Origin of the sequence: Paenibacillus sp. PastM-3, from assembly GCF_029893965.1 — a bacterium.
Lineage (GTDB): Bacteria > Bacillota > Bacilli > Paenibacillales > Paenibacillaceae > Paenibacillus_AQ.
Window position 1 is genome coordinate 12818 of sequence record NZ_JARXXP010000002.1, and the last position, 22376, is coordinate 35193.

Sequence of the window (22376 nt, forward strand, 5' to 3'; positions counted from 1 at the left end):
GGGTGGCATGCTCCTTTCAAATAGTTGTTTTCAACGTCTTCTTAACCGCCTGCACAGTAAGCAGCGCCTGCCGTACATCACGGTATATAATATTGCCGACAACGACAGTATCGCTAAGAGCTGCTGCCTGTTCAGCCTCAGCTACGCCGGTAATACCGCCGCCATAAAAAAGCTGGCTGTGCTCTACCGACTCTCTCACTTCCCGGACAACGTCCATATTGCCGAACATTCCGCTGTATTCAAGGTAAACGACCGGAAGTCCCATCAGCTTGTCTGCAATCTCCGCATACGCAGCGGCGGCACGGCCGCTTAACCTGCTGTCTGCGTTTGTCAGCCGGGCCACAGAGGAGTCTTCATTTAATACAATGTATCCTTCCGTCAGCACCATTTCCCACGGGATCAGACTGCCAAAGCGCTCTATGGCTCTGCGGTGATGACCAAGAATCCAGTCCGTGTCCGGCGTATTCAGCACCATGGGAATCATGTATACATCAAAACCCGGGACAGCCGCCTCAAGCTCGGAGACCTCCAGCGCACAGGGAAGCTCATAGCTCCGCAGCCTTGAGAGCAGCCCGGTGGTATTCTCATAGGTCACTCCGGTAGAGCCTCCTACCAGGATTGCATCGGTTCCGGACCGGCAAATGGCATCCAGTTCCCTATCCCCGAGCTCGCGGTCCGGGTCCAGCTTGAATACATGCCGCCACGGCTGTATCATTTGCCGCATTTCATTCATCCGTTGTCCATCCTTACCCTTCAAAAATACGAACGTTTTTTCGCTTTTTAATTATAGTATATAACTGTCTGTTCACCAAGCTGATTTGGTAAAAATACGGCTGGAATTTATACCTCTATCTCCCTCAATATAGACTCATCCGCTTTTTCAGCGTACACCCCGCATACGGCCTAGATCCTCCTCAGAGACAAAATCCGTATAAAACCCGTCTACGCCCATCCGGGACAGCTTCGTGATCTCATCCTCATCATTAACAGTATGCACATAGACGCGTGCTCCAGCTTGCTTGAGCTTACGGACGAAACTCTTGGTCGCTCTAGTTACCGGCATCGTAATCTCCACACCGGTCTCCCGGGCAAAGTCAACTACTTGTTCGTCGCTGTCGTAAGACTGATATAGCGTAAAGATCACTTCCGGAAACGCATAGACCTTCCTCACCACATCAAGCATATCACGGCTGTAGATCTGAGGCACAATCCGCGAGAGCAGCGCAGGGTCCTTACGGTTAGCCGCTTCAACGATGTGTTCAAACTGCCTGGTTACGAGCTCCGGCTCAAGCTCCTTCGTATCGGTCACAATGTAGGCATCCGGATAAGCAACCAGCAGATCCATAATTTTGTCGATATCGAGTGGAGAATAGAGCGTCAGGATCGGGCTGTCCATCACTTCCTCGTAGCTGAGCACGACACCCTGCCTGGCGGCCGGAAGCACATCCAGCTGACCGAGCAGCCTGCTCATGTTTCCGGTCCATTCATGGCGGGCAACCAGCTTATCATCGGTAGTGAGCAGCAGATCCGCTTCAAACACGCGTGTACCCTGCTCGTAGTTGGCAACAAAAGCATCCAGTGTATTCGTATACGTATGATTATTAATTCCGCCCATCGCATGGGCGATAACCTTATGAGCAGTAAAACCGGCAGCCGGCTCCTCCTTCTGGGGCCATAATGTAATCACAAGCAGCAGGCTGAGGGCGGCAGCCATAATGAGATATGCGGTCCATTTTCTTTTATCCATGTAGTAGGGTTCCTTTGCATTAATCAGAGTAGAAAAAGCAAAAACGGCTGTGGCCTTATAGCAAGGATGGCAACCGTTTCTATGGAATCGTTATAAAATTAATTAATAGGCATTTTTGAAGCCGTTGCGGATCGTCCGGAAAATAATGCGGATATCGAACAGCAGCGACCAGTTCTCGATATAAAAGATGTCATGCTTGATCCGGTCCTCGATCGAGGTATCCCCGCGCAGACCGTTGCTCTGTGCCCACCCGGTAATCCCCGGACGCACATGATGCTTGACCATATACTTGGGAATCTCGTCACGGAACTGCTCCACATAATACGGACGCTCCGGGCGCGGGCCCACTACACTCATCTGGCCGAACAGCACGTTAAAAAACTGCGGAAGCTCATCCAGGCTTGTTCTGCGGATAAACGTCCCGAACCGGGTGCGGCGCGGATCATCTTTTGTGCTCCAGCCTGTGTCCACTTCAGCATCTGTCTGCATCTTCATTGAACGGAATTTATACATCATAAAATTGCGGCGGTTAAGCCCCACCCGCTCCTGCTTAAAGATGACCGGCCCCGGCGATGTAAGCCGCACACCCAGTGCCACAATCAGCATAACCGGAGACAGCATAAGGATGGCGAACAGCGAGAAAACAATATCAAACGACCGTTTGGCCAGCCGGTTACCGGCCATATCCAGCGGAATATCGCGCACGTTAATCATCGGCATTCCGGCAAAATTATCGAAGTACGGCCGTGCCGGCAGGTAGTCGAAGAAATCAGGGATGATCAGCGTCCGCACACCTGCCTTTTCGCAGGCGGCAATAATGGCAGGATATTTAGAGTGGGCATCCAGCGGCAGCGCCAGAATGACCTCATCCACCGGCAGCATATCCAGAACCCCGGACAGCTCATCCACCGTTCCAAGAATCGGTTTGTAGCGCTGTTCCTCGATCCCGTCCCACTTATGGAAGTCATCCAGAAAACCGATTGCTTCATAGCCGAGCTCCGGGTACTGAATCAGGTTATTGTAAAATCTTTTGCCCAGCGAGCCTGCGCCGATAATCAGCACGAACTGGCGGTTGTAGCCTTTTTCGCGCAAGGATTTCAGCATTGTCTTCAGCACATAGCGGTACAGCATAATGGACAGAATATTAAAGCCCATATAAATAGCCAGATATTGGCGGGAAACGTCAATTTCCTTCAGGAAGAACATCACGCCAAGCAGGATGAAGATGGCCATCACATGTACTTGAAAGATTTTCAGAAATTCGTCGACAAAACGCTTCTTGCGCTTCGGCAGATAAAGGGAGAGCACAATCCCGATCAGGACAGAAATGGCACCGTACATGATGCTCCAATAAGCATACGATTCCACCGGGAGCGTATTATAGGACTCCAGCCAGCCGCTGCGGAACTTCAGCCACCAGGCTGCCAGAAAGGACAGCTGGATTACCAGAAAGTCAGCAACCATATACAGCTGGGTCAAAAACTTCTGATTACGGCGGATCATAATCTCACCTCGGCCTTCGATTCAATCTGTTGCCCCGCTTCAGCGGAAGCTGTAAGACTCTGTGCCGGAGTGGATACCGGACGCGGTGCCCTCAGGGCATTAACAGCAAGGGACAGCAGAAACTTGAAAGCGACTCCGGCATAAACCGTTCCGTTAATTATACTGCTATACTGCCTGCTATAATGCTTGCGGTGGAATAAGATCATTGCTCTGTGAAACTCATACACAATCTTGAACGGTCTGCGGCGGGCGCTTCCGCCCTTCAGATGAATAATAGAAGTCTGCGGATAATAGTAAATCCCCCAGCCTGCTTCTTTTATCCGGTAGCACCAGTCCAGGTCCTCACCGTACATAAAAAACGCCTCATCCAGCCCGCCTACTCTATCAATCGTTTCCCGCCGGACCAGCATGAACGCCCCGACAAGGCAATCAACGGGATACGCCTCATCCGGGCTAAGGTACCCCAGCTGGTAACCGTTGAACCTGGGTTTGTCCGGGAACAGCCTGCTGAAGCCAAACGCATAATAAAAGGAGGCCGCAGGTGTCGGGAACCCTCTCTTGCAGGCCTTGTCGAGCGAGCCATCCGGCAGAATCACCTTGCAGCCCGAAGCCCCCAGATCAGGACGGGTGTCCATAAAAGAAACCATCGTCTCCAGCGTATCCCTGCGAATTACCGTATCCGAATTCAGCAGCAGCACATAACGTCCGGATGCGACTTCCATCCCCTGGTTGTTGCCACGCGCAAAGCCCACATTCTCCTTGTTCGCAATCAGCGTTACACCCGGAAATTCCCTGCTAATCTTCTCAACTGAATTATCATGCGAATTATTATCTATTAAAATGATCTCATAGGAAAAGTTCGTATCCGACTCATACACCGACCTGATACAGTCCATCGTCAGGCGGCAGGTGTTGTAATTGAGAATTAAAATACTTACATCTACATTCACTTCACTACGCTCCTGACAAATATAGTAATCTATCGACAACATTATAACATAAAAACCTCCCTGATAGGCAGTCGCCGGTTAGGGAGGTTTTTACATAGATGATCCTAATATTCCAGATTTTAACCCTTTATTGGCCGCTAATCTGCTAATTTCTCTTGCAGGCTGCCTTCTCCTGTATATAACGGCGTTTACGTTTCAGCTCGGTCCGTTGTGCCCGGAATGATGCCCAGGCTTTAATCAGCCCCGGCTCTTTGAGCAGCATATACGCATGTGCGGCAAGCTCATACGGCAGAGCACGGATCAGGGTCAGCGGCAGAGTGCGGGAAGGCTCATTTTTATAGATCATCTTATAGCGGTTAATATAAGAAATTCTGCGGATAAACATCGATTTGCCGCTCCGTCCGGCTGTCTTCCAGCCCCGTTCATGGTAACCGGTTGCTTCCGCATCAAAGTAGGCCTGCCAGCCAAGCAACTGAGCCCGCCACGCAACATCAACATCCTCTTTGTACGCAAAGAAATCTCCGTCAAAAAACTCACCGTCAACGCTGATATCCTCAATCATCCAACGGGAATACATTGCTGCTGCTCCGGATACACCGAATACGGTACCTGATTCCGTCCAATTCTCTGCCGGCTCTCCAGCTCCACGGTCAAAAGCCCGCCGTGCCTTATTCATCCGCAGTCCTGTGCTGTCAACCAGGGAAGGGTCTGCTTTAAGCAGCAGTTTACCTGTCGCACTGCCGATTAGCGGGTTGTTCTCCATTTGCGTAACGAGCCTGGATACATAGTCTGCAGCCAGCACCAGATCCGGATTCAACACCAGTACATAATCGGTCTCCGTGGCAGATATAGCCTGGTTATGGGCGGGGGCAAAGCCGGTGTTGGCTTTATTTTCGATGAGGATGAGCTCGGGCTTGGACTTGGGCAGATTTACACTGCGGTAAAATTCAGCTGTCTTGGCAGCCGAGCCATCTCCGGAAGCATTATCCACTACAACAATGCTATCTATAGGATAATCCTGGGCAAGCACTGCGGTGAGGCATTCTGTAATATCATCTGCACTGTTATAGGTAACGATATGTACACTGACTGTTTTGATGTTCTTCATGATATAACTACCCCGAATCTTGAATTCATTAGAAATCTTGCATTTCCAACCAGCACTCCACCATTATAACGAAAACGGGGGATGTCTGCTATTTGTAGCTGCAACTAAAAAACTCCCAAACCGCTGTAAACGGTCCGAGAGCTTTGAAATTATATTATCATATATGATTGCTATTCCTTCATTTCAAACAAGAAGTCTCTCAGCCCTTCACGCCAAGGCCGGATATCCTGGAACCCGTTCGTCCGGATGGACAGATGCTCCATCACAGAATAGCGCGGGCGCGGCGCCGGGCGCGGGAACTGTTCTGTACCGCATGGCTCAAGCCTGGCTGTGAATTTAAGCCCGAGAATATCTTCAGCTTCTGCGAAGATCGCCTGCGTGAATTCATACCATGTACAAGCTTCGGAGTTGGAAGCATGATATACGCCGTATTTCTCTGTCTGGATCAATTCAAGCAGGAAATTGGCCAGATCCACAGTGTAGGTTGGAGAACCTTTCTGATCATCAACAACCTGCAGCAGCGGCTTTTCCTGGCCGAGCTTCAGCATGGTTTTCACAAAGTTATTGCCATATTTGCCATACACCCAGGAGGTGCGGACAATGAAGAACTTCGACGACAAGGATTGAACCAGTATCTCCCCGGCCCGCTTGGACTTGCCGTAAATACTCTTCGGATCGGTATTATCGTACTCGTGATACGGCCTGGTGCCATTCCCGTCAAAAACATAATCAGTACTAATGTACACCAGCTTCGCACCGGCTTTTTCAGCGGCTACTGCCACATTCCGGCTTCCGGTAGCATTAATCAGATAGGCTGCATCAATATCAGTCTCTGCCGCATCTACTGCTGTATGGGCAGCACAGTGAATGACGGCATCCGGGCCGAAGCCGCCGATCACTTCCACACACTGCTCCAGATTCGTGATATCCATCTCCTGGCGGTCGCAGCCCAGTACCTCATAGCCCTGATTTTGCAGCAGCAGTACGAGATCCTGGCCTAGCTGTCCCGCAGATCCGGTAACAAGCACCTTCAGCGTAGACATTATAGGGAATCCCCCAGACGGCTGCCGTACTGAAGCGCGGCATATTTCTGGTATTCCCCGGACTGGATGCGGGTCCACCATTCTTTATTATTCAAATACCACTGGATCGTTTCCTTAATTCCGGTCTCGAATGTATGCTTCGGCTTCCAGCCAAGCTCATTAGTAATCTTAGTAGGATCAATTCCGTATCTGCGGTCATGTCCCGGACGGTCCTGAACATAAGTAATCAGGGATTCCGGCTTACCCAGCTCCTCCAGAATCGTCTTCACAATATGCATGTTAGTCCGCTCATTGTTACCGCCGATGTTATAGACCTCGCCAATAACACCATTATGGATAACCAGATCAATCGCGCTGCAATGGTCTTCCACATACAGCCAGTCACGGATATTGAGCCCATCGCCGTAAATCGGCAGCGCGCCATCGTTCAGCGCACGGGAGATCATCAGCGGAATCAGCTTCTCCGGGAACTGGTAAGGGCCATAGTTGTTCGAACAGCGGGTAATGTTAACCGGCAATCCGAAGGTCTCATGGTAAGCACGCACCAGCAGATCCCCGCCAGCTTTACTAGCTGAGTAAGGACTGTTTGGAGTAAGCGGAGTTTCCTCAGTAAACAAACCTGTAGCTCCCAGCGTTCCGTACACCTCATCCGTGGATACCTGGACAAACTTCGTTACGCTGTATTTTTTGGCTGCATCCAACAGCACCTGTGTGCCCAATACATTCGTCTTCACAAAAACGTCCGGCTCCAGAATACTCCGGTCCACATGCGACTCCGCCGCAAAATTGACCACTACATCCACACCCTGGCCAATCAGCGCATCCATCGCCGCAACATCCGTAATGTCTGCCTTAACAAACGTGTAGTTCGGGTTTCCTTCGACTGATTTCAAATTTTCAAGGTTTCCTGCGTACGTCAGCGCGTCCACATTGATGATTTGGTAATCCGGGTGCTGCTGCAGCATGTATATTACAAAGTTGCTGCCGATAAAGCCGGCTCCGCCGGTTACGAGGAGTTTCATTGTTAGACCACCTTTAAGTTATATAAATAGAGATACATTAATCGAAGTTCAGTTCAGCATCTTTAAGCAATGGATGTCTCTGATCCTTGTCAGATAATATAGGGCTCGAAACCGGCCAGTCTATCCCGAGCGCCGGATCATTCCATAGTATGCCGCGGTCGTTCTCTGGGGAATAGTATTCGTCCACTTTATACAGGACTTGGGTGCTCGGAACAAGAGTACAGAACCCATGGGCAAAACCCTTGGGCACCAGTAGCTGACGCTTGTTATATTCACTCAGTATGACACCCACCCACTGCCCAAAGGTAGGCGAGCTGCGGCGGACATCCACGATTACATCATAAATAACACCGGAAAGGACACGAATCAGCTTAGTCTGAGCTTTCGGGTTCAACTGGTAATGTAGACCCCTGAGTACCCCAACCTCTGCGGAAAGCGATTGATTGTCCTGGATAAACTGAAAGTTTACCCCTGCCTTTTCCATGACCTCTTCATTGTAGCTCTCCATAAAAAAACCCCGGTTGTCGCCATGGACCACCGGTTCGAGCAGGCTTGCACCTTGAAGTTTTAAAGGAGTGACTTTCATACTTGAACTCCTCCTGATTTTTATAGTTTTAATTTACCGAAGATTTCATCAAAAAGGATATCCTTGGCCAATTCATTAGCTCGTGCAAGCGAAGCATGGGTGCCGGCATCCGTCCACCAGCCGCCTAAAACATCATACGTTAACTGACTTTTTTTAATATATGCATTGTTTACATCTGTGATTTCAAGCTCGCCGCGGTTTGATGGTGTGAGTGTTTTAATAATATTAAAAACATTACTGTCAAACATATATATGCCGGTTACGGCAAAATTGCTCTTAGGAGTTTCAGGTTTTTCTTCAATGGAGATAATTCTGTTATCTTGCAACTCAGGCACGCCGAAGCGCTGTGGATCGGAGACTTTTTGAATAAGAATCTTGGCGCCTTCTCCCTGGGCCTCAAAATTTCTGACATATTGTGAGATATCCTCATCAAACACATTATCGCCAAGAATCACGACACATTGATCAGAACCTACAAACTGTTCTGCCAATCCCAGTGCCTGGGCAATTCCCCCAGCTTCATCCTGTACCTTGTACGTAAACGATACATTCAAGGAGCTGCCGCTGCCCAGCAAGTTCACCACATCGCCCATATGCTCTTTGCCTGTAACCACCAGTATATCCTCTATACCCGCTTGCTTGAGTTTAAAGATGGCGTGAAAGATCATCGGATATTTACCTACAGGGAGTAGGTGTTTATTTGTTACTTTCGTTAAAGGGTACAAGCGGGAGCCTGTGCCACCGGCTAGGATAATGCCTTTCACAATAATACAAACCCCCACCTAAAATTAATTAGCAAATTGTTTCCGGTAACATTCTAGTGTCCGATCTATCATTGAGTCTGTCTGAAAATCTTTAACATATTTTTCACGAGCTTTTAAACCCATAGACTTTCTCAGTGCAGAATCACCTATAAGCCTCAATAAAGCTTCTTTAAGCAGTTGTGGCTTCTCAGACTCTACTAATAGCCCGTTAACTCCATCATCCACAATTTCCTTGATACCGCCAACGTAAGTACCTATTACAGGCTTTCCAAGTTGCATTGCTTCCAAAAACACTAAACCAAACGACTCGTATCTGGAAGGTGCAACAAAAACATCACAATTACTTAATAGTTTTAACTTTTCTTCATCCGAAATTTCACCCAAAAAAACTATTTGTTCAGAAAGAGTAGGGTTCTCTTTAACAAAAGAGTCTTTTATAGTTGTTTCATTATAAAAAGGTATGTTGTTATTACCCGCTAATATAAACTTAACATCTTTATTAATACTAGTTATTTCTTTAGCGGCCTCTAATAATATATCAATTCCTTTTCTTCTCTCTAATCTTCCTAAAAATAATATAGTTAACTCATTTTCACTACCCACAAATTCAGATTGAATTTCCGGCAAAAAAACATCATCTATTCCCAGAGGGACAAGGCTAACATTTAGATTATTCCAGTCTATGTCATACAAATCTCCAATATTATTTTGAACATCATTAGAAATAGTAATGACTTCATCTACACCTTGTATAAGCTGTTTTTCCAGTTGAGAGGATAATTCAAGATCTTTATTCCATTTCCATTCTTGCGTTTTTGCAGCAATTTTAAGAGGGGTTTCGAGTCTGACAAAGGTTTTGAGACCATCTATTCGAGTAGAAGCCAACCCTTCATAATCCCATAATGGAGTCTCTAACACTTTAATCATGTTGTTATCATATAAGTAACCCACTATAGAAGCTACTCTTGAAGAGTAATCCAGATTAGTTTTAGTAACATTCATCTTATCCTTGGATATATAATCATATAGGTCAATGTTTTGAGCAATATTAATGTCAATCAATTTGACACCATTAATCTCTACTTGATCAGTAGGCAGGCCACTTGTGATTACATAAACAGGATGTCCTCTTTTTACTAACCCCTCTGCAAGGCTTTTAGTATAAGTAGCCACCCCACCTTTACCATAGGGCGGATAATATCTACTTAAAAGACAGATACCAAACAAATCCCCGATAACTTGTGGTTGTTTATTCTCAACAGAAACCCCACTTTTCTTCTCAAATAAACAAAATTTAAATTCACCCTCAAGATTATTATTAGTCTTTCGAGCAGAAAAGAACCCATCAATAAATCCTCTGTAGGCACCTGATATCCACATTTTCCGGAAACTACGATATTCTTTTTTTGTTATATCCCCATTTTTTAACCAATGCTTAAATTCCAGCAGCCTTTTGTAGCTTGTAAAAAAAGGCATTGAAATTCTTTTAGCCAAGTTATGAATACCTTTAGAATTTTTAACACCAAAATATACAGTGTTTTTCACAATAGGATACCAATTAAGATTATAAATAGACTTCCTTATGTGAGACTTTGCAAATTCATGATGTACAAATGCCTCTTGATGATGATATATAGGATGACCTGAGTTAATTAATCTAACGCATACATCACTTTCATCATGATAATATTCATAATATTCATCAAACCCGCCAATATTAACTAAAGCTTTTCTGAGAAAAGTACTGTTTACCCCCATTAAAATGTTATAATAATTACCATTTTTCTCAGTATATTGACCAGGCTGATCACATTTGGCAGTTGCTTCTCCCCATACATTAATGATCCCATTATGGAATTGAAAATGGTCTCCTCCAGGGCCATATACCCGCCCTCCAACACCACCTACGAATCCATTGGAATCATACAATTCTTGAATCTGATCTAACCAGTTAGGCTCTGGAATCGCATCATCATCTAAAAACGCTACAATATCTCCACTTGAGAGTTTAATGCCAATATTTCTGGAGATGGATAGATTAGCAACGTTGTTTTTGCCCAGTTTAATTTTATTCTTATATTTTTCTAAGATTTCATCTGTTCTATCTGTTGAGGGACCATTAACGACTATTACTTCAAAATCGTCATAATACAAATTATTTAGACTTTCAAGCGTTCGCTCCAAATATTCATCTCTATTATAAGTACAAATCACAATTGAAAACCTGAAATTATTTAGCTTCATATTCTCACCTTATCTATATACTTTAATAGAGCATCTTCTGTTGCCTCTATACTAAAATTGTTAATCCAATCATACTGATTGTTGATTATCTCCTCACGTAATGCTTGATTATTTAATATAAGATGAATCAACTCACCGATATAATCATAATCTTTAGAAGTGATCAATACCCCAGCCTTACCAAGGGTTGTTCTTATAGCACCTGCATCAAATGCAAAAGTAGGAACACCATACGACATACTCTCTAACAAAGGCACACAAAATCCTTCATGTTCGCTCATTGATAAAAAGATATCTGCTGTCCGATAATGATAATCTAATTCTCCTTCAGAGATTTTGCCTGTAAACTGTATACTATTCTTACTCACCATTGTTTGGACAAGCATCATTAATTGATTATAATATAGCGAATAGTCATTATAATTACCTACAAGATACAATTTTGAGTTGGGATTAATATAGGTATGATAATATTCAAAGATTCTGATGATGTCCTCATGTTTTTTGTTCGGTGCAACTCTTCCTACAAATATAAACTTTATTTCATCTTGTTCGTTTTTTGTACGTACTTTTTTATTATTTTTTATAGCCATATCAACTACAATAGGCAGTACTCCCGTAGGGCTGCAGCCTATTTCATCTAATTCCTGCACATTATATTCTGAATCGCCTAAATATAAATCAAACATACCTCTTAATTGAGAGAGTTGTTTTCTGCCCTCTAAACAATGAGTATAATGAGGCTCCATTCCTTCAAAATAATGATGAGGTGTAATGTTATGATATATTAATATTTTTTTGCAATTTAGAGCCTTTATAGTATTAATAAGACTTGATTTGCCGGAATAATGAAAAATAAGCACATCTTGCTTGCTAACCTTTAGTTCGCTTATAGGCTTACGGAAATTTTCCATTTTTTCATTAACATATTTCGAAAAAATATCATTTACAATCTCAGCCCCGGACAGAATGTTTTTCAATTCAATACAATGGGTGCTAACAGCATCTCCATAGTCTAACGCTTCAATGATTTGATAAACTCTAGATTCCATTAACGCACTCCCTCAATCTCCATTTCTAGGCATAAACCATTCTGGCGCGATTCGCTAATTATTGTAATTTCTGTAAATCCGATTTTTCTCATCATTTCTACTAATGAAGCTGGAGAAAACATATTATAGTGCTGGTTACCTTCATATTCTTGAGATCCAAAAGTAATTTCTTTAAGGACTTCAAAAGATATCGTTCCTTCCGAATAACCAGACAGCATAGCTTCCCAGTTAGGACAAACAATCCTTATTTTACCATTCACTTTCAAAAGCTTATGCCAGTAGGGAAGAATAAACTTTTCCATGTCAATTTCTGAAAAATGCTCAATAACATGGGCAAGATACAATTCGTCGACACTTTCATCATCTAGAGGAACATTTCTTACGTCGGAGACTATATCTACTCCTTCTAATGGTCTCATATCAATATTGATGTAATCCGGTTTAACTAAACTTCCGCTACCCAGATTTACCTTAACATTACCTTCTGCAATCATTCCAGAGACTTTTTCTTCATTAATTATTTTAGGTTCTACCGTTTTATTTTCTTTTTCGGAAAATGTGCTAACATTACTATTTTTAAGTTCTGCAAAAATTTCCTTACGCGTTCTTTCCTGATAGCCTTCAACATTCTTTAAGCGGCCATCAATCAATCCGATCCATTTATTAGAATCGCCAATGTTACCCTCAAGTGCTGATAACCATTCAGAAAGATTACCACTTTTTTCGGCTTGGGCTTTTTTAACTTCAGTCAATTCGTTATTGATTGATTCTATATACGAATCCACCTTTTTTTCTAATCTGCTCAATTCCAATTCGTATTTCTTCATCAGCACTTCTTCTAAACTCTTTAATCTTAATTCAAGTTTAGCTTCATTTGCTTTATTGGCGTTATCTATGTTCCCTTTAATATCTCTTTCCAGGTTCCCCTTAATTTCTTGTGCTATATCTTTTTGCCTTTGATTAACTTGCTTGAAATGTTTAATTGTAAGTTCCAAGAAGGATGTAGTCGAAAGATTAAAATGAACTTGTTTTCTTGTATAGGTTCTGATTAGTTTCCCAATCAATTTTTTCAAAAACTTAAATTGTGTATTTTCGGGAATGGGAATAGGATTACTATTCTCGCTAACTTCCTTATGCTTCCAAAAAAGATCCATATACGGATCTTCTTCTTGTACACTTGATGCTACAATAAGTGGGGTTCTATTTTTTTTGTTGCTCTCAATTGTTTGCATTATTTCATCCACTTGAAAGCTTGTGTTTAGTTCAAAAAAATTTTTCAATTCCCTTCACCCTCCGTAAAAGTCCATTTATGTGGGATCCTGCAGTAACCTACATCATGCACCTCAGATAACACCCTAATATTCACAGCATCGGTGATATAATCAAACATTTTCCCTGTTTCATCATGAACAGCAATATCTATACTATAGTCACCTTCAATTAAATTTAATTGCGGGAAATATAATTCTACTCTACCTTTTCTCGATATCTTTTTTCTCGATATGGATTCTATTTGTGTATTTGTACCATATACTCTAACCTTATCTAGAGTATGAATCGCAATACCAAATACGACTGAGCTCATATCTACTAGATTGGATGTATAATCGATAATTAACTTTAGTCCACTTTCTGAATATATGTGGTTTGAGACATCTTCACTTACCACTGCCATCTTCATTATCTTAACTTCTTTTGTACCCCATCGTTTCATATCCACACTGTGACTGGAAGCACTCTCTTCTTCCACTATATTTTCAGCCAACTCTTCTTCTGAGTGCGTTTGGCTTTGTATCTGTTTTGACTCCTTTTCTTGATCCCGATCAGCTAAATACCGTAAATACTCATTAACTACATCTTTAGGGTGACCATCATTTTTCACTTCCCCATTATGAAGCCAGATCGCTCTGTCACACATACGTTCTACAACACCATGGTCATGAGTTACTAACACTATTGTCTTTCCCGCATTTTTAAGTTCTTTAATTCGGTTCAAACACTTTCTCTGAAAGGACGCATCGCCCACAGCCAGAACTTCATCAACAAGTAAAATATCCGGTTCAATATTTATAGCTACCGCAAAGGCTAAACGCATGTACATTCCTGATGAATACGTCCGAACAGGATTATGAATAAACTCTTCTAACTCAGAGAATGAAATAATATCATCAACTTTGAGTTCTATTTCTTTCTTTGTCAGCCCAAAAATAGAAGCATTCATAAAAATATTTTCCATACCAGTAAAGTCCGGATGAAAACCCGCTCCCAGTTCCAACAAACTTGAGACGCGACCTTCTATTTTTATGTCGCCTTTATTTGGATAAATTATCTTGGTTAATAATTTCAGCAAGGTACTTTTTCCAGATCCATTATGGCCTATAAGTGCAACCATCTCGCCTTTATTTATAGATAAATTAATGTTTTTTAAAATATCAAGAGATCTATGGGTATTTTTATTTGTCCGAAGAGCACGTTCTTTTAATGTATTTGGTTTGTCTTGATAAAGTTTAAAAGACTTACTTAAATCTTTTATCTTTATAACTTCCATAGTATTGTATCCTTTCAATTTACAATTCTTCAGCAAATTTCTTTTTCAGGTTATTAAATAATAGAAGACCAACAATCAAAAAGATTACTGAATAGACAAAAAATGATCCCAGAGTATGCATCTCTGGAGGTTTTCCATAATAAAAAATTTGTCGGTAGGCTTGCTCTAAAGGTGTCATAGGGTTCAGAGCAAAAATCGCCTGGAATTTTTCAGGAACCATAGATAGCGGATAGAAAACAGGGGTCATGTAAAACCATGCCATCATTAGTATGCCTACAATGTGCTCAAGATCCCTGAAAAAGACATTGAGTGAGGAGAGAATCAGACTCAACCCAAATATAAAGATCATTTGCAAAAAAAGTAATAATGGTAAAAATATGATGTTAAGCGAGAAAGGAACTCCAACAACAATCATTGAGACTAATAGAACAAGTAAACTTAACAAAAAGTTTATGGCCCCCGCAATAGTTGAGCTTAACGGCAATATTTCTGCAGGAAAATACACCTTTTTAATTAGTCCATTGTTATTGATAATAATAGAAGTATTAGAGGAAACGACTGTTTGGTGATATTGCCAAGGTAAGAGTCCCGCAAATAAAAAAATGCTATAATTCTCTATATCCATTCTCATAATAGTTTTGAATACAATAGAGTAAATAAGCAACATAAGTAATGGATTGATTAAAGTCCATAAAAAGCCTAACACAGATTCTTTATATCTAGTTCTCAAATCTCTAACAACCAGATTTTTCAACATTTCTCTGTAACCATAAATCTGCCTAAATAATATCATAAGAACTGCTCCCTACTCTTGATTTCTCCAATAGCTAAGAATATCTTTTAATGAATCATCTAATGAATAAAGAGGATACCAACCAGTATCTTGTACAAGCTTCTTGTTATTGCCTTCAATTATTGGGACATCAATTTTTCTATATTTCTGATTGTCCACATTAACAACAGCATTAACATGACTGAAGGCAATTAACTTACTAAGAATATCTGAAATACTTATTGCATTCCCTGAACAAACGTTGTACACTTCGCCCACCATACCTCTTTGAGCTATTTCCCAATACGCCCGCACTACATCACGAACATCCAGAAAGTCCCGTTTGGCTTCTAAATTACCTACATTTATATTGGCATTTAAAACTCCTCGTTCTATGCCTATGATTTGCTTCGCAAAATCCGCGGTTACGAACCCTGTTGGTTGGCCTGGTCCTATATGATTAAATGCCCGAACATGGATGGATTTCAGTCCATATTTTTTAAAATATTGCATTACCGTTAAACCTGATATTAATTTACTACTCCCATAAGGCGTTATGGGAGTTAGTAAATGATTTTCATCCGTAGGGATTTGAGATGGTATTCCATATTCTTCAGATGAGCCTATATTTATCAGTAAAGTATCCGGACTAAAATTCAATAATGAATTCAAGAGATTAAGTGTTCCCAATTGATTCACTTCAAAAGTCGTTTTTGGATACTCCCATGAAAACGGAACGTTGCTTATAGCAGCCAGATGAAAAATAATATCAGGTTTAATATGTTTAATAACATTATCAACCGATTCCTGATTAGTTATATCCAAAACTAGTTTGTATGGCATACTATCTGGTTCGTATATGTCCTTATATCCGCCCCACACCTCGCACTCTTGGGTTTGTAAGTAGTTCACTAAATGAGTCCCTACAAATCCCCCAGCACCAGTAACAAGTACTTTTTTCATGCCTTAGCACCAATTTTTTTGCTTATCAATTCCATATCACTATCAACCATCATTTTAACTAATTGCTCGAATCCAACCTCGAGTTCCCATCCAAGTTCCTTCTTTGCTTTTGTACAATCACCAAGCAACAAGTCTACCTCAGCCGGTCTAACAAACTTCTGGTCAATTACAACGTAATCTCTCCAGTTAAGTCCCACATGGCTAAAAGCAATCTCGACTAATTCCTCAATAGTATGAGTTTCACCGGTAGAAATAACATAATCATCCGCTTTATCCTGCTGAAGCATCAGCCACATAGCTTTGACATAATCACCTGCGAAACCCCAGTCTCTTTTTGCGTCGAGATTACCCATACGAAGCTCTGTTTGCAAACCCAATTTAATTTTGGCAACAGCATCAGTTACTTTGCGTGTCACGAATTCAATACCACGACGTGGAGATTCATGGTTGAATAAAATACCTGAGCAAGCATACATGTTATAACTCTCTCTGTAATTAACAGTGATCCAGTGTCCGTAGACTTTAGCAACACCGTATGGACTACGCGGATAGAATGGAGTTGTTTCTTTTTGTGGTGTCTCTACTACTTTACCGAACATCTCACTGCTTGATGCCTGATAGAATCTAGCTTCAGGTTTTGTCAAACGTACAGCTTCCAGCATATTAGTAACACCAATGCCTGTGCTTTGTCCAGTTGCTACAGGCTGAATCCATGAGGTTGCCACAAAGGATTGAGCAGCCAGGTTATATACCTCATCCGGATCAGAAACCCGTACAGCATTAATTAGCGAACCGAGATCAAGCAAGTCCCCATCAATAAACTCAATCTCATTTTTGAGATGTTCAATATTTTCCATAATAGGCATACTTGTTCTACGGCGTAGTCCAAATACTTTATATCCTTTAGCTAGCAAAAGTTCTGCTAAATATGAACCATCTTGTCCTGTAATACCTGTAATTAGTGCACGCTTTGTCATTTTCAAAATTCCCCTCTACGGTTATATAGATTAATAAAGTAAATATTAAGTTTAAGCAACTTACAAGTATTGTTCAAGCTTTTGCATACGAAGTTCTTTGAGCAGCAATTTCACTTCTTGTGCTTTATCTTTAGTGCAGATAAGAGTAACGTCCTCTGTGTCCACAATTATTAGATTTTCAATACCTAATGTCGCAATCAGTTTTCCGTTACTCTCTATAATGCAGTGCTTGGTGTCCAGATTCAGAATATTCCCCTTAATTACGTTCCCATTTTCATCAAGTTCACTAATACGGTCCAATGCTGTCCAGCTTCCAACATCATCCCAACCGAATACACAAGGAATAACATATATATTATTGACCTTTTCCATTATCCCGTAATCAATAGATTGGTCTGGCATCTTCAAAAATTCTGTTCGAATAATCGTATCCCGTTCAGGTGAGTTTAGAACTGTTCTCATTGTTTCTAAAATATCGTGCATTTCAGGCATCAACTTTTGTATGTAACTTCTAATAGTTTCAATTTTCCACACAAAAATACCACTGTTCCAAAAAAAGTTTCCAGATTCAAGATAAGACTGGGCAGTCCCCAAATCCGGTTTTTCTACAAACTTATTTACTTTATGGACAGACAGCCCATTAATAGACTGAATTTCATTCGTGCTTTCAATATACCCGTAACCAGTTTCCGGGTAAGTCGGTTGAATCCCCAAGGTAACCAAATTACTGTTTTCTTGAGCAACCTCGACAGCAGTTTCAAGAATCTTTACAAATCCCTCTTCATTTTCAATGATGTGGTCTGAAGGAATTACAATCATGGTACTGTCAGGAAACCGGTCTTCAATGATGATTGAGGCTAGTCCAATACAAGGCGCTGTATTTCTGCCCACAGGTTCAATAATAATATTCTCATTTGGCAAGTTTGGTATCTGCGCCTTAATGAGTTCAGCATAAAGCTCATTGGTAACAACAAAAATCTGACCGATATCAATGAGTTTTTCAAGCCGCGCAATTGACTGCTGAATCATCGATTTGTTCCCTGAAATATTCAAAAATTGCTTGGGAAGGTTTGTCCGGCTTTTCGGCCAAAAACGTTCCCCTTTACCTCCAGCCATGATCACACATGTAATAGTCATTTCAATCCTCCAAATTTCCACATAGAGATGTATTTCAACCTCCGTTGAATGATATCACCGACAGCTTGTGGTGAATAATATTTCTTTATATGTTCTTCACCATTAGACGAAATTTGTTTATAAAAGTTCTTATCGTCAAAAAGTGTACGCATATATGTGCTTGCATGCTCCACATCTGGCTCTGCCCAATATTGATATTCCTTATATGGTCCATGATTCTCGTTAAGTTTTACCAACGAATAATTAACCAGACAAGAAGTATTAAAGTCCATAAAATCAATATTGGATGACCAGTTTGTCCCTATCACCGGCTTTCCTAAATACATAGCTTCTGCAAGTCCAAGTCCAAAACCCTCACTTCGATGAAGAGATACATAACTGTCTATAACAGATAATAATGCATTCGTATCATTTCTCGATAAGGTTTTATCCACCAGATAGATATTGGTATATGTACCAATGAGCTGATGCAATTCATCCAGCTCTTTCGATCCTTGTCCAGCACTGTTAACCTTTATAACTAAACCTACAGATTTATCCTCTGGTTTAAAGGCCAGCTGAAACGCTATTATCGAAGCCTGAGGATTTTTCCTGGCCTGATAACTTTTCAAATCATACATACTCAAAAACAGAAAAGCATCTTCCGGCAAATTAAAATAGCTCCGGTCCCTTTGATCTGAAATTGAAACCTTAATACTATGCGGTATTTTCACAACAGGAACAGGGCTTTTTTGGGCGATTGAATCCACAACAAAAGTTGATGGTGCCCAGATTTCATCCACCAAATTAAAGCTTTCTTGCCATTCATCAGGAAAATCGGGAAGCTCCCAGTGCCAGAAACCAATGTTATAGCGATCCTTAAATATCGAATTTCCATAATGTGCGTATACTTCAATCATCTGTTCGGCATTTATATGAAATATATTCAAGTTAAACTGTGGCTCGTTTATTTCTTTATGAATCCAGGAATCATCATTCATACTTGCTGAATTAGTCCCAATAAAATTAATAATTCCAAACGGTATATCAACAGCTTCCATACTTTTAGCAGCAATTCTGCAGGACTCACCAATACCCATTTCTGCCCTTGAGTAACCCACTAAATTTACACCGGACAATTCTCCTGTGATACAAGATGTCTTATCATTCTTGTCAATAGGAAATGCCACTTTTAATAACTTCTGTTTAATACGCTGTCTAGTCTCAAAAGGAAACATGCGGATTGCAACCGGTTTAAACTTAACTGCTGATTTATACAATTTTTTAAAGAGAAAAGATTTAGCACTACTCATATCCTATTTCCAAACTTTCATTGAAATCCATTTATAAAGCCCCCATAATGTTTCTAAGTAAAGTAAATCATTTACATAACTGAATAAAGTGGCCCTAGTATAAACCATATGCTAAAATATTGTCGTACCTACAGGAAAAGGAGATTATAACGTGTCGAAACCAGTATACGGTAAAAATGCAGCTCAGTCGAGAAATGTTGAAAAGATATCCAGCCCGGTGTGGGCGTTGGCTGTAGCTTTAATTTTGTTCTTGATCTGGACCCCGTTCCAGGTCGGCTTGTTTAACGGACAGCAGCTGGACTTTGAAAAACCAATCTACATAGCTTCCCTGCTTAGCAGTTTGCTGCTGCTGCTCTGGATGGGAGTGTACTTTACAAAGTTCAAGCTTGAGGATCAGCGCGACTTAATTGTAGTAGCAGCTCTCCTGCTTCCTATAACGTATGCGTTGTCGCTCTTTGGCGCTGCTTCGCATTATATGGCGATGAATCTGCTGCTCATACAGAGCATGTACATCGCAATATTCATTATAGCGTTATATTTACTCAAGCAAAAGCAACTAAATGTTGTCATACAGAATGCGGTTCTTGCCATTTCCTATTTTATTGTGATATTTGGACTGATTAACTGGCTGGGCGGCGCGAAATTTGCCGGGAGCCTGGTCGGATGGTTCTCTAATACCGTACGCGGTGGTAAATATTTGGATGCTGTAATGACCGACTCTAACGGTCTGCGCCTGACCTCTGTTTTCCAATATGCGAATACTTATGCGGCTTTTCTGATGGCTTTTCTGTTTGTCGCAGTGTTCGCCCTTATCCGCTCTAAAAAGTGGTACGGGACACTGACTCACGGTTTTATGCTGGTACCGATCATTGTTTCCCTGCTGCTGACTTTGTCCCGCGGCGGACTTGTTATGCTGCCGGTTGTATTCATCCTGCTGCTGATCCTGCTCAAACCGGCTCAGCAGATCCTCTGGATTATTCATCTGGCCATTGCCGGTATCGCCGCACTGGCGGTAACCAACCCGCTGACCACTCTGGGAACGGAGCTGAATACGGCTTTCACTTCCGGAGCTGCCCTCAAAGGCTGGGCTTACCTGATTGTCGCTTCTCTCGTAGTAGCGGCACTCGGATGGGTTATACAACGTTATGTAGCACCTTGGCTGGAGCACAAGCTCGGCGCTTGGGGTTCGCGTAAAGGAACCGGTCTCTGGCTTCCGCTAGGCTCACTCGTTCTCGTGGGAATTGTCGCTTTCCTGTTAATAGGGACAAGCGTACGCAGCATTCTGCCTGCGAACATTGAAACCCGGCTGGAGAACATTAACTTTAAGCAGCACAGTGTACTGGAACGGTTCACTTTTTATAAGGATGCTATGAAGGTTGTTAAAGACTATCCCATCATTGGAGCCGGCGGCGGCGGTTGGGCATCCCTTTATGAGCAGTATCAGAATAACCCTTATACCAGCCGCCAGGCCCATAACTTCTTTCTGCAGTATCTGATTGAAGTCGGGATTATCGGTTTCATCGTGTTTATAGGTTTTATCGGCTATGTTTTCTACAAATTTATCCGCGGCTATCTAAAGCGCGACAAGGATGACTTTACTAATGGTTACTTCTTCTACATTATTGCACTGTCCATTCTGGTTCACAGCTTACTGGACTTCAATTTAAGTTATGCATTCATGGGCATTCTGGTCTTCCTGAGTCTGGCTGGCATGGGAGTTTCAATGGACAATAAGGTACTGCGCAGCAACTGGAACAAGGCCGGGCTCCGGATTGGTTATTTGGCGGCATTAGCCGTAGGGACTGTCTTTCTTCTCTTCCTTTCTATTAACTATCTGAGTTCCAGCACTTCAGCAATGAAAGCAAAGAATCTTGTCGGTGTCAGTCAGTCCTATGAAGAGATCAAAGCACCGCTGGTAAAGGCACTGGACAAACGGCCGTACCATCCTGAATCGGTAATTTACCTTTCCTCTATGGATCAGCAGGTCTTTAACCAGACCCAGGATACTCAATTTCTTGATGAAGCTTACTCATATGTAAATCGTGCGCTTGAAGATGAGCCTTACAATAAGGATATGCTGAAGCAGCTTGCCAGTATCTACGAGCTGAAAGGGCAAGGCGATCTCGCTTTTACTGTATACCGGGATAATGCTTATAAGTTCTACTGGGATATTGACTGGTACGATGCTATTATTGGCCGTTCGGCCTCCTTGGGCTACACAGCTCATGAACAGAAGGATGATGCCAAGAAGCAAGAATATATTACTGCCGGTCTCGAGGCCTATAAGCATGTGGTTGATGGAGTAGAGCATTTAAAGACACTGCCGCCTGAACAGCTTCAGGGGCGTCCTTTCTCCGTTACACCTAGCATCGCACTGAATGCCGGAAAGCTGCAGCTGATGTCCGGGGATGATGAGCTTGCGGCTGCAACTCTCAAATTAGGTCTTAGCGAAGATTACGCAGATACTACTAACCGCGAAATCGCCCGTTGGTACCTGGCTGCGCTGAAACGCAGCGGCGGACAAGATCAGGCCGTATATGACTTGCTGATTGCTGCTGATGCAGCGGAAGCAGCGGCAATTGATTCGATCGCTGCAATGCAGTTCTAATACGGATACACACAAAAAAGGGACAAGGCTGATAATACAGCTTGTCCCTTTTTTGTGTAA

The 22376-nt window shown here is 42.2% G+C and carries 19 protein-coding genes; 1 reads left to right on the forward strand and 18 read right to left on the reverse strand.

Going from position 1 to position 22376, the window contains the following annotated elements; translation table 11 throughout:
• Positions 1–16: 16 nt before the first annotated feature.
• The 18 genes from pcrB to M2108_RS04060 all read right to left on the reverse strand — a co-directional run bounded on the left by pcrB (position 17) and on the right by M2108_RS04060 (position 19708).
• On the reverse strand, positions 17–724 hold the full coding sequence (pcrB, locus tag M2108_RS03975; protein WP_277468334.1) for a heptaprenylglyceryl phosphate synthase: 708 nt from the start codon (positions 722–724) through the stop codon (positions 17–19).
• Between the two features lie 156 nt (positions 725–880).
• The gene (locus M2108_RS03980; protein ID WP_277468292.1) at positions 881–1747 is read right to left on the reverse strand and encodes a phosphatidylinositol-specific phospholipase C/glycerophosphodiester phosphodiesterase family protein; all 867 of its coding nucleotides are present in this window, start codon (positions 1745–1747) and stop codon (positions 881–883) included.
• A gap of 102 nt (positions 1748–1849) precedes the next feature.
• Positions 1850–3250 (reverse strand): undecaprenyl-phosphate glucose phosphotransferase, encoded by a 1401-nt coding sequence (locus M2108_RS03985; protein ID WP_277468291.1) that lies wholly within the window; start codon positions 3248–3250, stop codon positions 1850–1852.
• Positions 3247–4200 (reverse strand): glycosyltransferase family 2 protein, encoded by a 954-nt coding sequence (locus tag M2108_RS03990; protein WP_277506096.1) that lies wholly within the window; start codon positions 4198–4200, stop codon positions 3247–3249. Before M2108_RS03990 ends, M2108_RS03985 begins: the two co-directional genes overlap by 4 nt.
• Before the next feature lie 145 nt (positions 4201–4345).
• Positions 4346–5308, reverse strand: a complete 963-nt coding sequence (locus M2108_RS03995) for a glycosyltransferase family 2 protein (RefSeq protein ID WP_277468289.1) — start codon at positions 5306–5308, stop codon at positions 4346–4348.
• Positions 5309–5478: 170 nt separating this feature from the next.
• Positions 5479–6342: a dTDP-4-dehydrorhamnose reductase gene (gene rfbD, locus M2108_RS04000; RefSeq protein ID WP_277468333.1), complete on the reverse strand. Its 864-nt coding sequence runs from the start codon at positions 6340–6342 to the stop codon at positions 5479–5481.
• An 8-nt stretch (positions 6343–6350) separates the two neighbouring features.
• Entirely contained in the window at positions 6351–7373 is a 1023-nt protein-coding gene (rfbB, locus tag M2108_RS04005) for a dTDP-glucose 4,6-dehydratase (RefSeq protein WP_277468288.1), read from the reverse strand.
• A 37-nt stretch (positions 7374–7410) separates the two neighbouring features.
• A complete protein-coding gene (rfbC, locus tag M2108_RS04010) occupies positions 7411–7959 on the reverse strand; it encodes a dTDP-4-dehydrorhamnose 3,5-epimerase (protein WP_277468287.1) in 549 nt (182 codons plus the stop codon).
• Between the two features lie 20 nt (positions 7960–7979).
• Positions 7980–8723 (reverse strand): sugar phosphate nucleotidyltransferase, encoded by a 744-nt coding sequence (locus M2108_RS04015; RefSeq protein ID WP_277468286.1) that lies wholly within the window; start codon positions 8721–8723, stop codon positions 7980–7982.
• Between the two features lie 24 nt (positions 8724–8747).
• On the reverse strand, positions 8748–10967 hold the full coding sequence (locus M2108_RS04020; RefSeq protein WP_277468285.1) for a glycosyltransferase: 2220 nt from the start codon (positions 10965–10967) through the stop codon (positions 8748–8750).
• A complete protein-coding gene (locus M2108_RS04025) occupies positions 10964–12019 on the reverse strand; it encodes a glycosyltransferase family 4 protein (RefSeq protein WP_277468284.1) in 1056 nt (351 codons plus the stop codon). The genes M2108_RS04020 and M2108_RS04025 overlap by 4 nt, the downstream gene beginning before the upstream one ends.
• Positions 12019–13299: a class I SAM-dependent methyltransferase gene (locus M2108_RS04030; protein WP_277468283.1), complete on the reverse strand. Its 1281-nt coding sequence runs from the start codon at positions 13297–13299 to the stop codon at positions 12019–12021. Before M2108_RS04030 ends, M2108_RS04025 begins: the two co-directional genes overlap by 1 nt.
• Positions 13296–14567, reverse strand: coding sequence for an ABC transporter ATP-binding protein (locus tag M2108_RS04035; RefSeq protein ID WP_277468282.1), 1272 nt, complete (start codon positions 14565–14567; stop codon positions 13296–13298). Before M2108_RS04035 ends, M2108_RS04030 begins: the two co-directional genes overlap by 4 nt.
• Before the next feature lie 19 nt (positions 14568–14586).
• Positions 14587–15360 (reverse strand): ABC transporter permease, encoded by a 774-nt coding sequence (locus tag M2108_RS04040; RefSeq protein ID WP_277468281.1) that lies wholly within the window; start codon positions 15358–15360, stop codon positions 14587–14589.
• Between the two features lie 12 nt (positions 15361–15372).
• The gene (locus tag M2108_RS04045) at positions 15373–16302 is read right to left on the reverse strand and encodes a GDP-mannose 4,6-dehydratase (protein ID WP_277468280.1); all 930 of its coding nucleotides are present in this window, start codon (positions 16300–16302) and stop codon (positions 15373–15375) included.
• The gene (gene gmd / locus M2108_RS04050) at positions 16299–17279 is read right to left on the reverse strand and encodes a GDP-mannose 4,6-dehydratase (protein WP_277468279.1); all 981 of its coding nucleotides are present in this window, start codon (positions 17277–17279) and stop codon (positions 16299–16301) included. Before gmd ends, M2108_RS04045 begins: the two co-directional genes overlap by 4 nt.
• Before the next feature lie 60 nt (positions 17280–17339).
• Entirely contained in the window at positions 17340–18416 is a 1077-nt protein-coding gene (locus tag M2108_RS04055) for a mannose-1-phosphate guanylyltransferase (protein ID WP_277468278.1), read from the reverse strand.
• Positions 18413–19708, reverse strand: a complete 1296-nt coding sequence (locus M2108_RS04060) for a glycosyltransferase (RefSeq protein WP_277468277.1) — start codon at positions 19706–19708, stop codon at positions 18413–18415. The genes M2108_RS04055 and M2108_RS04060 overlap by 4 nt, the downstream gene beginning before the upstream one ends.
• A 151-nt stretch (positions 19709–19859) precedes the next feature.
• Between M2108_RS04060 and M2108_RS04065 the strand changes: the two genes are divergently transcribed.
• Positions 19860–22316, forward strand: coding sequence for an O-antigen ligase family protein (locus M2108_RS04065; protein WP_277468276.1), 2457 nt, complete (start codon positions 19860–19862; stop codon positions 22314–22316).
• Positions 22317–22376 lie beyond the last annotated feature (60 nt).

Coding starts and splice junctions, on each gene's coding strand:
- M2108_RS03980 (WP_277468292.1), bottom strand. CDS start 1,747: ATGGATAAAAGAAAATGGACCGCATATCTCATTATGGCTGCCGCCCTC.
- M2108_RS04060 (WP_277468277.1), bottom strand. CDS start 19,708: ATGAGTAGTGCTAAATCTTTTCTCTTTAAAAAATTGTATAAATCAGCA.
- M2108_RS04025 (WP_277468284.1), bottom strand. CDS start 12,019: ATGGAATCTAGAGTTTATCAAATCATTGAAGCGTTAGACTATGGAGAT.
- rfbC (WP_277468287.1), bottom strand. CDS start 7,959: ATGAAAGTCACTCCTTTAAAACTTCAAGGTGCAAGCCTGCTCGAACCG.
- M2108_RS04040 (WP_277468281.1), bottom strand. CDS start 15,360: ATGATATTATTTAGGCAGATTTATGGTTACAGAGAAATGTTGAAAAAT.
- M2108_RS04055 (WP_277468278.1), bottom strand. CDS start 18,416: ATGACTATTACATGTGTGATCATGGCTGGAGGTAAAGGGGAACGTTTT.
- M2108_RS03995 (WP_277468289.1), bottom strand. CDS start 5,308: ATGAAGAACATCAAAACAGTCAGTGTACATATCGTTACCTATAACAGT.
- M2108_RS03985 (WP_277468291.1), bottom strand. CDS start 3,250: ATGATCCGCCGTAATCAGAAGTTTTTGACCCAGCTGTATATGGTTGCT.
- M2108_RS04020 (WP_277468285.1), bottom strand. CDS start 10,967: ATGAAGCTAAATAATTTCAGGTTTTCAATTGTGATTTGTACTTATAAT.
- M2108_RS04045 (WP_277468280.1), bottom strand. CDS start 16,302: ATGAAAAAAGTACTTGTTACTGGTGCTGGGGGATTTGTAGGGACTCAT.
- M2108_RS04035 (WP_277468282.1), bottom strand. CDS start 14,567: ATGGAAGTTATAAAGATAAAAGATTTAAGTAAGTCTTTTAAACTTTAT.
- rfbB (WP_277468288.1), bottom strand. CDS start 7,373: ATGAAACTCCTCGTAACCGGCGGAGCCGGCTTTATCGGCAGCAACTTT.
- pcrB (WP_277468334.1), bottom strand. CDS start 724: ATGCGGCAAATGATACAGCCGTGGCGGCATGTATTCAAGCTGGACCCG.
- gmd (WP_277468279.1), bottom strand. CDS start 17,279: ATGACAAAGCGTGCACTAATTACAGGTATTACAGGACAAGATGGTTCA.